Origin of the sequence: Hydrogenophaga sp. 2FB (assembly GCF_005503365.1) — a bacterium.
Lineage (GTDB): Bacteria > Pseudomonadota > Gammaproteobacteria > Burkholderiales > Burkholderiaceae_C > Hydrogenophaga.
This window is the reverse complement of record NZ_SCML01000093.1, coordinates 1-13,720: the sequence shown is the minus strand read 5'-3', so window position 1 is coordinate 13,720 and position 13,720 is coordinate 1. Positions and strand designations below refer to the sequence as shown.

Sequence of the window (13,720 nt, the reverse complement as noted above, 5' to 3'; positions counted from 1 at the left end):
GTGCTGGGGTGGGCGTTGGAACTTGTGCCCAGGTGGGTGCGGTGAGCAGGGCGGCGAGCAAGGGCAGGGCGTGGCGTCGAACATTCATCTGTCCGATCTTAGTCACGCCTGCCGCATGAAGGCTTTAGTTCAATGTCGCATCGAGTAACAGCATGAACACAAAGGCACGGCTATCCTGCGGGTTTCGGCGAAGGAGATACCAACCATGCTCGCATCCGTTCGGTTCATCAAGCGCGTGTTCACCGTGGGTTGCCTGGCGATGGCCGGGTTGCTGGCCGGCTGCCAGGACCGCCCGGCGGACGCCCCGTCCAGCACGACGACCAACACCCCGGTCACCAACGCCACAGCCGCGCCCGACCGTTGGTTGGGCACATGGAGCGGACCGGAGGGCACGTTCCTTCGGCTCGCGGGCGGCGGCGGCACGTACGACATCACGGTCCAGAACCTGGACGGCCCGCGCACGTTCAAAGGGACGGCCGTGGGCGATCGCATCGAGTTCGAACGCGATGGCACGAAGGAATCCGTTCGTGCCACGGGTGGTGTTGAAACCGGCATGAAGTGGCTGAGTGAAAAGAAGGACTGCCTGACCGTGCGCAGCGGTGAGGGGTACTGCCGGGATTGAATGGCCTCGCACATTGCCGCTCTTGCTGAATCGCACTTCACGCAACTGCACGCGGTGCTCGACGCCGTGACGCTTCGGATGCCCCATGTTGTCCTTAAAGGGGCTGTATTTTTTGGCTACTCAGTTTCAAGATCGCCGCCATGCGCTACTCATCCAAGGTCAAGCCGATCAGCTACCTCAAGGCCCATGCGGCCGAAGTGCTCGCGACCCTCCGCGAGCGGCGCGAGCCGTTGGTGGCCCGGTTGCGTGCGGTCAGAAGGCCTGGCTGATAATCCGCCCCACCGCACAGCCAGCCGCAAACCCACGATGCCCTCACGCCGCGCCGCCGCTTCCAGCCACACCGATGCAGACAGCAGCGCGGCCCGCACGGCCATCCTCGCCGCGGCGCGCACGGAGTTTTCCGCCAAGGGCCTGACCGGGGCGCGCGTCAACGAGATCGCGGCCCGCGCCGGCGTCAACAAGCAGCTGATCTACTACTACTTCGGCAGCAAGGAAGACTTGTACCGCATTGCGCTCGAGGTGGTCTACACCGAGATCCGCACACAGGAGCGCAGCCTCAAGCTGGGCGACATGCAACCCGAGGAGGCGATGGCCACGTTGATCGGGTTTTCGTTCGACTACCTCGCACAGCACCCCGATTTCATCGGTCTGCTCAACCACGAGAATGCGCAAGGCGCGCAACATGTGCGCGACTCCAGCGCCATCCGCGACACCAACTCGCCCCTGATCGATCTGATTGCCAAGACGCTGGCGCGTGGCATCCGTGCCCGTGTGTTTCGCCGCGGCATCGACCCGGTGGAGCTGTACATCTCGGTCGCGGGCATGTCGTACTTCTTCTTCTCCAACCGCCTGACCCTGGCTTCCATCTTCGACCGCGACCTCACGTCGGCCGATGCGGTGGGCGCCTACCGCAAGCACGTCGTCGCCTTCGCGATGGCCGGGCTGCGCGCCTGAACGCACCCCGATCAAAAGGGCCACCCGCGCCCATGCAGGCAAACCCCTATCCGCAATTTCAACCAAACGGTTGACGTCGCGCAAACCAGCCCATATGCTCATTCCATCGCGTTTGAGAAAAGGGTCATGCCATGCACGGCAACGTCACACTGCTCGATCCCGCCCACTTGCCCGCTCGCTTCGAGTCGGTGGAGGCGCTGGAGGAATTTCTGTCGCGGCCGAGCCAGGCCTTGATCGACGACCTGGCGCAGGTGGACGGCGACATCATGGTCCTCGGTGTGGCCGGCAAGATGGGTCCGACCCTCGCGCGCCTGGCGAAGAACGCCGCGCCACAAAAGCGCGTGATCGGCGTGGCGCGCTTCAGCGACGCCGCGGTGCGCCAGCGCCTGGAAGGCTGGGGCATCGAGACCATCGCCGCCGACCTGCTGGACCGCGCCGCCATCGAAGCGCTGCCGCGCGTGCCCAACATCGTCTTCGCCGCCGGCCACAAGTTCGGCGCCAAGGACAACCAGGCGCTGACCTGGGCCATGAACACGCATGTACCGGCCCTGGTGGCCGACACCTTCCGCGATTCGCGCATCGTCGGTTTCTCCACCGGCAACATCTACCCGCTCACCACGGTGGGGCGCCAGGGCGCGAGCGAGAAGACGCCGCCCGCGCCGATGGGCGAATACGCGCAGTCGTGCATCGGGCGCGAGCGCATGTTCGAGTACTTCTCGGGCCTGCACGGCACGCCGGGCCGCATCTTCCGCCTCAACTACGCGATCGACATGCGCTACGGCGTGCTGTACGACATCGCCTCGAAGGTGCACCGGGGCGAGACCGTGGACCTGACCATGGGCCATGTGAATGTGATCTGGCAGGGCGACGCGAACGCGCAGGTGCTGCGCTGCCTGCGCCACTGCACGGTGCCGGCCACGCCGGTGAACTGCACGGGGCCCGAGACGCTGTCGGTGCGCTGGCTGGTCGACGAGTTCGCGGCGCGCCTGGGTGTGAAAGCCCTGGTCAGCGGCCACGAGGCGGTGACCGCCTTGCTCTCGGACACCACGTTGGCGGGGCGGCTGTTCGGTTATCCGCTGGTGCCGCTGGGCGCCATGCTCGACTGGGTGGCCGACTGGGTCAAGCGCGAGCAACCGGCGTTCAACAAGCCGACCAAATTCGAGGTGCGGGATGGCGCCTTCTGAGGCGCTGAGCTCGGTGGTCCTCGGTCCGGACGGTGTGCCGGAGGGCCTGGCCTTGTCGGACGCGGCGGGCTGGAACCAGACCGCCGACGACTGGCGGCTGTTCGTCGAACAGGGGCGGGTCTTCGGGCTGCGCGACGGCGACACGGGGCCGCTGGTGGCGACCGCGGCGGCGCTGCCCTACGCGGGCGGCATCGGCTGGATCTCCATGGTGCTGGTGCATCCAGCCTGGCGCCACCAGGGCCTTGCCACCGCACTGATGGCGCGCTGCGTGGCGCACTTGGGCGCGCTGGGTGCAACGCCGGTGCTGGATGCCACGCCCGCCGGGCAACAGGCCTACAGCCGCGTGGGATTCGAAGACGGCTTCACGCTCGCGCGCTGGGAAGGCACGGTGTCGGCCGGCGCTTCGGTGCCCAGCGCGATGCCCGCCGACGCCACCACGGTGTCAAAGCTCGATGCGCAGGCCAGCGGATGCGGCCGCGGCTTTCTGTTGGCCGATTTCTTGCAGCGCGCCGGCAGCCGCGCCTGGATGGCGGCGGGCAACACCGGCTTCGCCATCGCGCGCGAGGGCCGCCGCGCCACGCAGATCGGCCCCCTCGTGGCCGAAGACGAAGCCTCGGCGCTCTCGCTGCTGCAGACCGCGCTGGCGGGCCTGCGTGGGCGTGTGTTTCTCGATGTGCCCGAACGTTGGGCTTCGCTGCGGGGCTGGCTCGAACTGAACGGCTTTGCGCGCCAGCGTTCCTTCGTGCGCATGGCGCTCGGCGCGGCGCCCATTGCTTCCGTCAACGACCGCCTGTTCGTGCTGGCCGGTCCCGAATTTGGTTGAGTCCCCATGAGCCTGACTGCCACACAAGTCCAACACACACGCGCGCTGCTGCGGCAAGGCCTGGCCATTCCGGCGCACCCGCTCGCGCTCGACGCGCAGCGCCAGCTCGACGTGCGCCGCCAGCGCGCGCTCAGCCGCTACTACCTCGATGCTGGCGCGGGCGGCCTGGCCGTGGGCGTGCACACCACGCAGTTCGCGATCCGCGAGGTGGGCCTGTTCGAGGAGGTGCTGCGCCTGGCGATGGAGACGGCGCGCGCCTGGGTCGAACCCACGCGCGAACTTGCGATGGTGGCGGGCGTGTGCGGTCGCACGGAACAAGCGGTAGCCGAGGCGCGTTTGGCGCATGGCCTGGGCTACAACGCCGGGCTGTTGAGCCTGGCCGCCATGAAGGGGCAGGGCGAAGACGCGCTGATTGCGCACTGCGAGGCCGTGGCACGCGAGATCCCGCTGATCGGTTTTTACTTGCAGCCTGCCGTGGGCGGCATGCACCTGAGCGCCGCGTTCTGGGCCCGCTTCGCCGCGATTCAGAACGTGGTGGCGATCAAGGTTGCGCCGTTTCACCGTTACCGCACGCTCGACGTGGTGCGCGGCGTGGTGGCCGCGCGGGCGGAAGAGGACGTCACGCTGTACACCGGCAACGACGACCACATCGTGCTCGACCTGGTCACGCCGTTCACCGTGCAACGCGATGGCCAACCGGTGACGCTGCGTTTTCGCGGTGGCCTGCTGGGCCACTGGTCGGTGTGGACCTCGGGCGCGGTGCGCCTGCTCGAGCAATGCAAAGCGGCGGCGCGCGATCCCGCGGTCACCGCCGACATGCTGGCGCTGGACAGCCGCGTCACCGACTGCAACAGCGCGTTCTTCGATGTCGCCAACGACTTCCACGGCTGCATCGCCGGTTGCCACGAGATCCTGCGCCGCCAGGGCCTGCTCGAAGGCATCTGGTGCCTGGACCCGAGCGAGGGCCTGAGCCCGGGGCAGAAGGAAGAAATCGATCGCGTGTGCGCACAACACGGCGACCTGGCCGACGACGCCTTCGTAAAGGCCGGACTGAGCCGCTGGCTCGCATGAAAGCGTGAAGGAAGAAAACCACCCATGAAGCAGAACAAGCTCGCCCGCTGGACCGCCCACTACCTGCCCGCCATCGGCATGTTCGTGGGTTTCATCGCGCTGTGGCAGCTCGCGGTCTCGGTGTTCGGCATCCGCGAATACCTGCTGCCCAGCCCCTACGCGGTGTGGAAAGCGATGGTGAGCGACGAGATTCCCTGGCTCACCCACACCTGCATCACAGGGATCGAAATCCTGGGCGCCTTCGTGCTGGCGGGCGTGGCCGGCGTGATGTTGGGCATGTCCATCGCGTGGTCGCAAGGCATCTCGCGCGCGCTCACGCCGTTCCTGGTGTTCGTGAACACTTTGCCAAAAGTGGCGATCGCGCCGCTGTTCCTGATGTGGCTGGGGTACGGCATCCTGCCCAACATGCTGATCGGCGCGCTGATCGGTTTCTTCCCCGTGGTCATCAACACCGCCGTGGGCCTGACCCAGATCGACCAGGACATGGTGGACCTGGGCCGCGTGTTCAGCGCGCCCAAGTGGAAGGTGTTCATGAAGATCCGCATCCCCAACGCCTACCCCTACATCCTGAGCGCGCTCAAGGTCACCGCCACCTCGGCGGTGGTGGGCGCGGTGGTGGGCGAGTTCGTGGCCTCGCAGAAGGGCCTGGGCTACGTGATCATCACCACGCAAAGCAGCATGAACACACCGGCCGCCTTCGCCGCGCTGGTGTGGATCTCGGTGCTGGGCCTTTTGCTGTATGGCCTGGTGGCCTTGCTCTCCCGCCTGCTCGCGCCCTGGGCCGAAGAGGCGCCGCGTTGAATCCCCGTCGACCGTTTCTTCACCCGTCCACCGAAAGGAAAGCACCATGACTCCCCGGATCGCTGTTTCCGCCGCCGCCGTTTGCGCGGCCCTGTTCGCGTTGCTGCCGGCCACGGCTTCGGCGCAGGCCAAGGAGAAGTTCACCTTCGCGCTCAACTGGTTCGCCGTGGGCGACCACGCCGCCTACTGGGTGGCGCTGGAGAAGGGTTACTACGCGCAGCGGGGCCTGGACGTGACGCTGGAAAACTCCAAGGGCTCGGGCGACTCCATTGCCAAGGTCGACACCGGCCGCGCCGATGCCGGCCTGGCCGATGCGGTGCCGGTCATCTCGGCCGCCTCGCGCGGCGCGCGCGTGAAGATGGTGGGCATGGTGTTCGACAAGACGCCCATGACCTTCTTCAGCCACGCGGACAAGCCGCTGCTCAAGCCCAAGGACCTCGAAGGCAAGACCGTCGCCGCGCCCGCGGGCGACAGCCAGCGCCTGGCCTTTCCCGCGTTCGCGCGCCTGAACCAGATCGACCCGGCCAAGGTGAGCTGGGTGAACATCGAACCCACCGCGAAGGTCGCCTCCATCGCCGAGAAGCGCGTTGACGGCGTGGCCGACTACACCACCGGCCAGCCGTTCTACGACAAGGCCATGGGCACGGGCAAGGCCGTGCGCCTGCAGTGGGCCGACCACGGCTTCGACCTCTACGCCATGTCCATCATTGCCGGCGAGAAGACCATGACCGACAAGCCCAAACAGCTCAAGGCCTTCCTCGAAGCGTCCTACATGGGCTGGCGCGACGTGATGGCCAACCCCAAGGAAGCGCTGGCCATCTTCAAGAAGCGCGTGCCCGAGATCGACGTGGCCATCATCGAGTCCAACATGAACATGGGCTTCGACCTGATGCGCACGAAGAACTACGCCGACAACGGCATCGGCTGGATCGACGAGAAGAAGATGTGCGCCTCTACCGACATCGTCAACACCTACATGGGCCTGCCCAAGAAGGTCGATTGCAAGTCGGTGTTCAGCACCGAGTACTTCACCAAGGTGGCGATGCCGCTGGCGGTCAAATAGGCGGCGCACGATGCCCGGCATGCAGGAACCCGACGCGATGAGCAATGCAGCAGAACACACCGACGGTGCGGCCACGCGCCGCGTCCTCATCGAGGTTGACCATGCCGGCATGATCTACCAGGCCGAGAGTGGGCCGGTGGAGGCCTTGCGCGACATCTCGCTGCAGATCCGCGAGGGTGAGTTCGTGGCGCTGGTCGGGCCCAGCGGCTGTGGCAAGTCCACGCTGATGCGCGCCATCGCCGGCTTGCGCCCGGTGACCAGCGGCCGCATCCTGGTTGACGGCGTGCCGGTGAACCAACCCATTCCCAAGGTCGGCATGGTGTTCCAGGCCGCGTTGCTGCTCAAGTGGCGCTCGGTGCTGGACAACGTGCTGCTGCCGGTGGAGTTGGCCGGTGGCAACCCCGCGCAGTACCGCGAGCGCGCCCACACGCTGCTCAAGATGGTGGGCCTGAGCGACTTCGCCAACAAGCGGCCTGGTGAACTCTCGGGTGGCATGCAGCAGCGCGCCTCGCTCTGCCGCGCCCTCATCATGGACCCGCCGATCCTGCTGATGGACGAGCCCTTTGGCGCGCTCGATGCGATGACGCGCGACGAGATGAACATCGAGCTGCTGCGCATCTGGGGCGAGAGCAGCGGCGGTGGCGGGCTGCGCAAGACCATCGTGTTCGTCACCCATTCGATTCCCGAGGCGGTGTTCCTCGCCGACCGCGTGGTCGTGATGTCGCCGCGCCCCGGGTGTATCGCCAACATCCGCGCCGTGGACATCCCGCGCCCGCGCACCGCCGAAACGCGGGCCGATCCCGCGCTGGGCCGTTTGTCTTTCGAGCTGTACACCGAACTCTCGGGTGCCACCGGCCGGCGTGACACGCGGGCTGGCCCGCAGTGGTGACCCACCGGTACCGCTGAATGACCGACATGCCTGCCGCCCCCCGCCTCAAAGTCCTGTCCGTCGAACGCTTCGAGTCGCCGTACCGGCTGCGCCTGCCGTTTCGCTTCGGCGTCATCACCGTGACCGAAGGCCGCCAGGCCATCGTGCGCGTGCGCGTGCGCCACGAGAACGGGCGCGAGGGCACGGGGTACGCGGCCGAGGCGCTGGGCGCGAAGTGGTTCGACAAGGACCCCGCGCTGTCCGATGCGCAGAATCACGATCAACTGCGCAAGGCGCTGGAGCTCACCGGCGAGGCCTATGGCGCGGCGCCCTGGCTCAGCGCCTTCGACCTCTACGCCCACCACTACCGCGAGCTGCTGGACGCGGGCGCCGCGTGCGGCCTGAACCCACTGGTCACCAGCTACGGACCGGCGCTGCTGGACCGCGCCGTGCTCGACGCGCTGTGCCGCATCGAAGGCTTGAGCTTCTGGCAGGCCTTGCAGCACAACCTGCCCGGCCTGCGCGCGCACGCCATCGCGCCCGATCTGCAGGGCTTCGCGCTGTCGCCTTTTCTGCGCGGTATGGCGCCATTGACCACGGTGGCGGTGCGCCACACCGTGGGCCTGCTCGACCCGATCGTCGCGGCCGACCAGGCGGTGGGTGCGCGCGTGAACGATGGCCTGCCCGAGACGCTGGAAGAGGTGGTGTCCACCTACGGCAACCGCTACTTCAAACTCAAGGTGTCGGGCCTGGCCGACGCCGATCTGGAGCGGCTGCGCCGCATCGCGTCGGTGCTCGACCGGCTGGCCGACCCTTACGTGGTCACGCTGGACGGCAACGAGCAGTACGAGGACGCCGACGCCATCGCCGCGCTGTGGCAGCGCATGGCCGCCGAGCCGGCGCTGCAACGGCTGTGCGCCGCGACGCTGCTGATCGAGCAGCCGATCAAGCGGCAGATGGCGCTGGCCCAGCCGGTGGCCGCGCTGGCGCGCCACAAGCCCGTGATCATCGACGAGTCCGACGGCGACCTCGATGCCTTTCCCCGTGCGCGAGCGCTGGGCTACACCGGTGTGTCCACCAAGGCCTGCAAGGGCTTCTACAAGTCCATCCTCAACCTGGCGCGCTGCCAGGTGTGGAACCAGACCGAGGGCAGGGCGGCCTACTTCATGTCGGCCGAAGACCTGACCACGCAGCCCGGCATCTCGGTGCAGCAGGACCTCGCGCTGGTGAGCCTGCTCGGCATCGCGCACGTGGAGCGCAACGCCCACCACTTCATCGACGGCTTCAACGGTCGCCCCGAGGCCGAGGCACAGGCCTACCTGGCCGCGCACCCCGACCTGTACCACCTGCAGGACGGTCGGGTGCGCCTGCGCATTCAGCGCGGGCAACTGGCGCTGGGCTCGCTGGCCTGCAAGGGCTTCGGTTCCGCGGTGAACCCGGAGCTGGCGGACACCGCCCCCATGCCCCGCGCCGATTGGCCCCCGGAGACCGCATGAACATCGACGACTACGAAAGCCACGACGGCCTGGGTCTCGCGCAACGGGTGCAGCGCGGCGAGGTGACCCCGCAGGAACTGCTGGACGCGGCGCTGGCGCGCATCGAGCGGCACAACCCGCAACTCAATGCCGTGGTCACGCCGCTCTACGACGCCGCGCGCGCCGAGATCGCACGCGGCCTGCCGCCCGGTCCGTTCCAGGGCGTGCCCTTTCTGGTGAAGGAGCTGGTGGCCTCGGTGATGGGGGCCGCCACCACCGCGTCGTCGCGCCTGTATGAGCGGAACATGCCGGCGGCCGACAGCGAAATCGTGGCGCGCCTGCGCCGCGCCGGGCTGGTGATCGCGGGCAAGACCAACTCGCCGGAGTTCGGTCTCTCACCCACCACCGAGTCGCTGTTGTACGGCGACACCCGCAACCCCTGGAACACGGCGCTATCGCCCGGCGGTTCCAGCGGTGGCGCGGCGGCGGCCGTGGCCTCGGGCATGGTGCCGCTGGCCCACGCCACCGACGGCGGCGGCTCCATCCGCATCCCGGCCTCGTGCTGCGGCCTGTTCGGCCTGAAGCCCACGCGCGCCCGTGTCACCGCCGGTCCCGAAGGCGGCGAAGGTCTGAGCGGACTGGCCCACCAGCATGTGGTGAGCCGCAGCGTGCGCGACAGCGCGGCGCTGCTCGACGTTATCGCCGGGCCGATGCCGGGCGACCCCTACATGGCGCCGCCGCCCGAGCGGCCCTACTTGAACGACGTGGGTCGCGCACCCGGGCGCCTGCGCATCGCATACGCGAAGACCGCGCCGACCGGCGTGCCCGTGGACCCCGCTTGCGTGGCGGCTGTGGAGGACGCTGCGCGCCTGTGCGAACAACTCGGCCACCACGTGGAAGAGGCCTCTCCCGACTTCGACGCGCAAGCGGTGGAGCGCGGCTTTGAAATGGTGTTCGCCGCCAACACCATGGCCAACATCGCACGCGCGACCGGCGGGGCGATGCCCGACCGCGAGCTGGTGGAGCCCTTGACCTACGCGCTGGCCGAACTTGGGCGCGCACCCAGCGCGGCCGAGTACATCCTCAACCTGCAGTCGCTGCACCGGCAATCGCGGCGCATCGCGGGTTTCTTCGAGCGTTACGACATCTGGCTCACCCCGACGCTGGCGCAGACCCCGCAAGCGCTGGGCCACTTCGACATCCGGTCCAGCGACGTGCGCGCCTGGCTCGCGAAGCTCGCGGCCTACCTGCCGTTCACCTACCCGTTCAACGTCACGGGCCAGCCTGCGGCCTCGGTGCCGCTGTACTGGACGGCAGACGGTCTGCCGATCGGCTGCCAGTTCGCGGCGCGCTATGGCGAAGAGGGTTTGCTGCTGCGGCTGTGTGCGCAACTGGAAGCCGCGCGGCCCTGGTTTCACCGGCGGCCGCCGGTGAGCGGTGGGGTGCCTGCACGCGGCACTGCCACCATATGATTCCATCGCAGAGGGTTCGTCGGCGGCAGGGCAGGGCGCTCCGACGCGCCTCTCCTGTTATGGTTGAACGGCATGACCTCACACATCGTCCCTCTCGCGGCATCGCACTTCACGCCACTGCACGCGGTGCTCGATGCCGTGGCGCGCGAGAAGCGGTTCCTCGCGATGACGCAGGCGCCGCCCGCGGAAGAGACCATGGTTTTTTTCCGGCAGATCCTGGAGGACGACCGACCGCATTTCGTCGCCTTGCTCGACGGTGCGGTCGTCGGCTGGTGTGACGTGCTGCCCGTGTTTGGCCAGGCGCGCGCGCACATCGGCGTCCTGGGTATTGGTTTGTTGCCGTCGGCCAGGCACCGGGGCCTGGGCCGCCAACTCATGGCCTCAGCCATCGAGAAGGCCTGGCTGCAGGGGCTGACGCGGATCGAACTCACCGTGCGCGCGGACAACCCCAACGCCCGCGCGCTCTACGAACGTTTGGGTTTTGAACATGAGGGTCTGCAGCGAAACGGGTTCCGGGTCGATGGCGAATATATCGACGGCCACGCCATGGCTTTGCTGCGCTATGCTGGCTGACGGGTGCGCCAAACTCCAACGCGCCGTGGTGCGTTGGCCTGTGCTCCTGATGGTGCTGGTGACCGTGTGCGGCCTCGCTTTCGCCGATCCCACCCCCGCACCCGTGCGCGCGGAAATTGACGCCATGCTGAACCGTCTTGAAACGTCGGCCTGCGAGTTCCAGCGCAACGGCACCTGGCACGACAGCGCACGGGCCAAGGCGCATCTGCTGGACAAGCTCGGGTACATCGAGAAACGGGGAGCGGTGCAGAGCGCAGAACAGTTCATCGAGCTGGCCGCGTCCCGCAGCAGCATGTCGGGCAAGCCGTATCAGGTCCGCTGTGGCGGCGCTGCGCCGGTCGAGAGCAACCAATGGCTCAGAGAACAACTCACGGCCATTCGCGGGTCTTCACGTGGCACGCCGCGCTGAGGTTGAGTTCGTAGAAGAATCGAATGTTCACAGTCACTTGGACTACCAAGGGCGCACAGGTAGCTTGGTGACGTTCTTGGCGATGCCGGTGTCAGGGTCGAGAATGTACTGGTGGTATGCAGAGCCTCGTAGCCAGATCCGGCAACCGGGTACCCACTTGTCTTCCAACGGCCGCGTCTCCATGGGCGTCTTGTTGTTGGAGCCGTCCGCGTACTCGATGAGGAACTCGGTGAAGGGCTCACGCGCCCCGTCGAGCCCTTCGGCGCGAGCGTGACGGTGCAACGAATCCCACCAACCGGGCGGATGGTTGCTGTCATCGCGCTGAACCTGCCAGAGGATCTCGCCTTGGGCATTGAGGCGGTAGACGATATGGTTGATGTCGTGAAGCGACAAGTAGCTTCCATCGCCATAGACAGAGGCAAGAGCGAGCAGATCGCCATGGAGAAGATGCACGCGCTTCCATATCTTTGGCTTTTTGATTGACCGATTCATTTGCTGATGTCTCTCGGATTGGTAAACCAACTTTCAAACTCAGAAGGTTGCTTTGAGATCGCTTTGATCTGAGACTGCACACCACCTCCACCGCCGTTGTCGCCTGTATGGATGCCATGCGATGCACCTGGGGAGACGCTTCCAGCGAAGTTCACCTCCAGCGTGACCCCCTTGGGCCGCAACACATCGACGACCCTCATGGGCGCGTGCGGCAGGGCATATTTGCTGGCGATTCTCTCGAACCATCAAGGTCAGCGCAGAAGCATGTCGGGTGGAGAACATGCGTCACCACGGTCGAACCGGCCACTTGGTGACGTTCTTGGCAATGCCGGTGTCGGGGTCGAGGGTGTACTGCTGGTATGCCGACCCTCGTAGCCAGATCCGGCAACCGGGTACCCACATGTCTATCAACGGCAAGGTTTCCATGGGCGTCTTGTTGTTGGAGCCGTCGGCGTACTCGATGAGGAACTCGGCGAACGGCTCTCGCGCCCCGTCGAGGCCTTCCGCACGGGCTTGTCGATGCAACTCATCCCACCAACCGGGCGGATGGTTGCTGTCATCTCGCTGGACTTGCCACACGATGTCCCCCTGGGTGTTGAGGCGGTAGACGTTGTGATTGATGGTGTGAAGTTCCAACTGTGGCTCGTCCCCTGTCTTGCAATACATCAGCACGAGTTGGTCTCCGTTGGACATCCACATGAGCGGCGATGTTCTGAACAGCGGCACCATCGCCGGGCGGCAGCTGGTGCAGATCGATGCCGCTCGCGACATCAGCCACAGCGGCAAGATCACCACGCAGGGCACAGCAGCCCTGAGCGCAGGGCGCGACATCGCTATCGCAGGCGGCGAGATCGCCGCAAAGGACGCCATCGTGCTCGATGCCGGGCGTGATCTGAATATCGCCAGCACCACCCGCACCACCACGACCACCACTTCCAACGGCGCCGGCACCAGCACCTACGAGCGCACCGGCATCGACCGCCAGGCGAAGCTTTACGTCAGCGGCGAAGCCGGCGTGATCCTGGCCCAGGCCGGGCGCGACATCACCCTGACCGCAGCCGACATCCGCAACGAGGGTTCTGGCCCCACCGCCTTCGTCGCCGGGCGCGACCTGAACATGGACACCGTGCGCACCAGCGCCAGCGACGACGTGCACTGGAACGAGAACCACCGCCAGCGCACCGCGCGCAGCGAAGAGACAGGCACGCGCATCGCCGCCGGCGGCGATGTGCACCTGCAAGCCGGCCAGCACCTCGTCGCGCGTGCGGTCGACATCCAGGCCCAAGGCGACATCCACGCCAAGGCTGCCGGCCTGCTGCTCATCGACGCCGGTGAGCGAGCCCTGCAGGTCGACGAGCACCACCACACCGAGAACAAAGACCTCTTCAGCAGCAAGTCCGTCACCACCGACCTGCGCATCGACGCCAGCGAAGCGCAACGCAGCCGTCTGCAGGGGCGCAACGTCATCCTCGACGGTGGGGCCACCTTCGTCGTGGGCGCCGATATCGAAGCCCGGGAGGACATTCATATCCGCGGCGCCACCGTGGCCCAACTGCATGCCGCGCAGGACACCTACAGCCGTGAACTCGAGGTCCACGTGCGCCGCAAACTGGGTGTCAACGATGGCGATGTCCACCAGAGCAAGACCGAGATCAACGAGCTGACCTTGCGCAGCCAGGCGCACGGCACCTCGCTCAAGGCCGGCAATGCCATCCGCGTCAGCGCGCCCGATCGTATTGAGCTGCAGGGCGCGCGCCTGGAGGCGCCGGACATTTACTTTGCGGGTGGTGAAGGCGAAGGTGCGCACCTCGCTGCCCGCGATCAGCGCGCCGCTGGGGGCCAGGTCGCCCGCTCGGGGTGCGAGGTAGACGCGCGGCACCCGGGCTTTCTCGGTCCTTCCATCGGGCAGGGTG

General features: G+C 67.0%; 15 protein-coding genes and 1 pseudogene. 14 read left to right on the top strand and 2 right to left on the bottom strand.

Features of this window, described 5'->3' with window-relative positions:
• Positions 1–205 precede the first annotated feature (205 nt).
• The 13 genes and pseudogenes from FFS09_RS29685 (at position 206) to FFS09_RS29625 (ending at position 11,315) form a co-directional block, all read left to right on the top strand.
• Positions 206–622, top strand: a complete 417-nt coding sequence (locus FFS09_RS29685) for a hypothetical protein (RefSeq protein ID WP_212745181.1) — start codon at positions 206–208, stop codon at positions 620–622.
• Positions 623–762: 140 nt separating this feature from the next.
• A pseudogene (locus FFS09_RS29680) lies at positions 763–858 on the top strand (antitoxin, Phd family protein); the annotation flags it as partial.
• Positions 859–928: 70 nt separating this feature from the next.
• On the top strand, positions 929–1,576 hold the full coding sequence (locus FFS09_RS29675) for a TetR/AcrR family transcriptional regulator (RefSeq protein WP_137922499.1): 648 nt from the start codon (positions 929–931) through the stop codon (positions 1,574–1,576).
• A 131-nt stretch (positions 1,577–1,707) separates the two neighbouring features.
• Positions 1,708–2,760, top strand: coding sequence for an NAD-dependent epimerase/dehydratase family protein (locus tag FFS09_RS29670; protein WP_137922498.1), 1,053 nt, complete (start codon positions 1,708–1,710; stop codon positions 2,758–2,760).
• Positions 2,747–3,583 (top strand): GNAT family N-acetyltransferase, encoded by an 837-nt coding sequence (locus FFS09_RS29665; RefSeq protein WP_137922497.1) that lies wholly within the window; start codon positions 2,747–2,749, stop codon positions 3,581–3,583. Before FFS09_RS29670 ends, FFS09_RS29665 begins: the two co-directional genes overlap by 14 nt.
• Before the next feature lie 6 nt (positions 3,584–3,589).
• A complete protein-coding gene (locus FFS09_RS29660) occupies positions 3,590–4,654 on the top strand; it encodes a dihydrodipicolinate synthase family protein (RefSeq protein ID WP_137922496.1) in 1,065 nt (354 codons plus the stop codon).
• A gap of 24 nt (positions 4,655–4,678) precedes the next feature.
• Positions 4,679–5,455: an ABC transporter permease gene (locus FFS09_RS29655; RefSeq protein WP_137922495.1), complete on the top strand. Its 777-nt coding sequence runs from the start codon at positions 4,679–4,681 to the stop codon at positions 5,453–5,455.
• A gap of 46 nt (positions 5,456–5,501) precedes the next feature.
• Positions 5,502–6,518, top strand: coding sequence for an ABC transporter substrate-binding protein (locus tag FFS09_RS29650; protein ID WP_137922494.1), 1,017 nt, complete (start codon positions 5,502–5,504; stop codon positions 6,516–6,518).
• A 19-nt stretch (positions 6,519–6,537) separates the two neighbouring features.
• A complete protein-coding gene (locus FFS09_RS29645) occupies positions 6,538–7,407 on the top strand; it encodes an ABC transporter ATP-binding protein (protein WP_252374567.1) in 870 nt (289 codons plus the stop codon).
• A 26-nt stretch (positions 7,408–7,433) separates the two neighbouring features.
• The gene (locus tag FFS09_RS29640; protein WP_171020271.1) at positions 7,434–8,882 is read left to right on the top strand and encodes an enolase-like domain-containing protein; all 1,449 of its coding nucleotides are present in this window, start codon (positions 7,434–7,436) and stop codon (positions 8,880–8,882) included.
• Positions 8,879–10,333, top strand: a complete 1,455-nt coding sequence (locus FFS09_RS29635; RefSeq protein ID WP_137922492.1) for an amidase — start codon at positions 8,879–8,881, stop codon at positions 10,331–10,333. The genes FFS09_RS29640 and FFS09_RS29635 overlap by 4 nt, the downstream gene beginning before the upstream one ends.
• 72 nt (positions 10,334–10,405) lie before the next feature.
• On the top strand, positions 10,406–10,906 hold the full coding sequence (locus tag FFS09_RS29630; RefSeq protein ID WP_137922500.1) for a GNAT family N-acetyltransferase: 501 nt from the start codon (positions 10,406–10,408) through the stop codon (positions 10,904–10,906).
• 49 nt (positions 10,907–10,955) lie between these two features.
• Positions 10,956–11,315: a YfeK family protein gene (locus FFS09_RS29625; RefSeq protein ID WP_137922491.1), complete on the top strand. Its 360-nt coding sequence runs from the start codon at positions 10,956–10,958 to the stop codon at positions 11,313–11,315.
• Positions 11,316–11,357: 42 nt separating this feature from the next.
• Here the strand turns inward: FFS09_RS29625 and FFS09_RS29620 are convergent, their stop codons facing one another.
• Complete coding sequence (locus tag FFS09_RS29620; RefSeq protein ID WP_137922490.1) at positions 11,358–11,807, bottom strand: hypothetical protein; 450 nt, start codon at positions 11,805–11,807, stop codon at positions 11,358–11,360.
• 285 nt (positions 11,808–12,092) lie between these two features.
• The gene (locus FFS09_RS29615) at positions 12,093–12,506 is read right to left on the bottom strand and encodes a hypothetical protein (RefSeq protein ID WP_137922489.1); all 414 of its coding nucleotides are present in this window, start codon (positions 12,504–12,506) and stop codon (positions 12,093–12,095) included.
• On the opposite strand from FFS09_RS29615, the gene FFS09_RS29610 reads away from it, so the two are divergent.
• Positions 12,505–13,720 (top strand): hemagglutinin repeat-containing protein (locus tag FFS09_RS29610; RefSeq protein ID WP_137922488.1); only part of this gene is annotated, 1,216 nt, incomplete at its 3' end. The genes FFS09_RS29615 and FFS09_RS29610 overlap by 2 nt on opposite strands.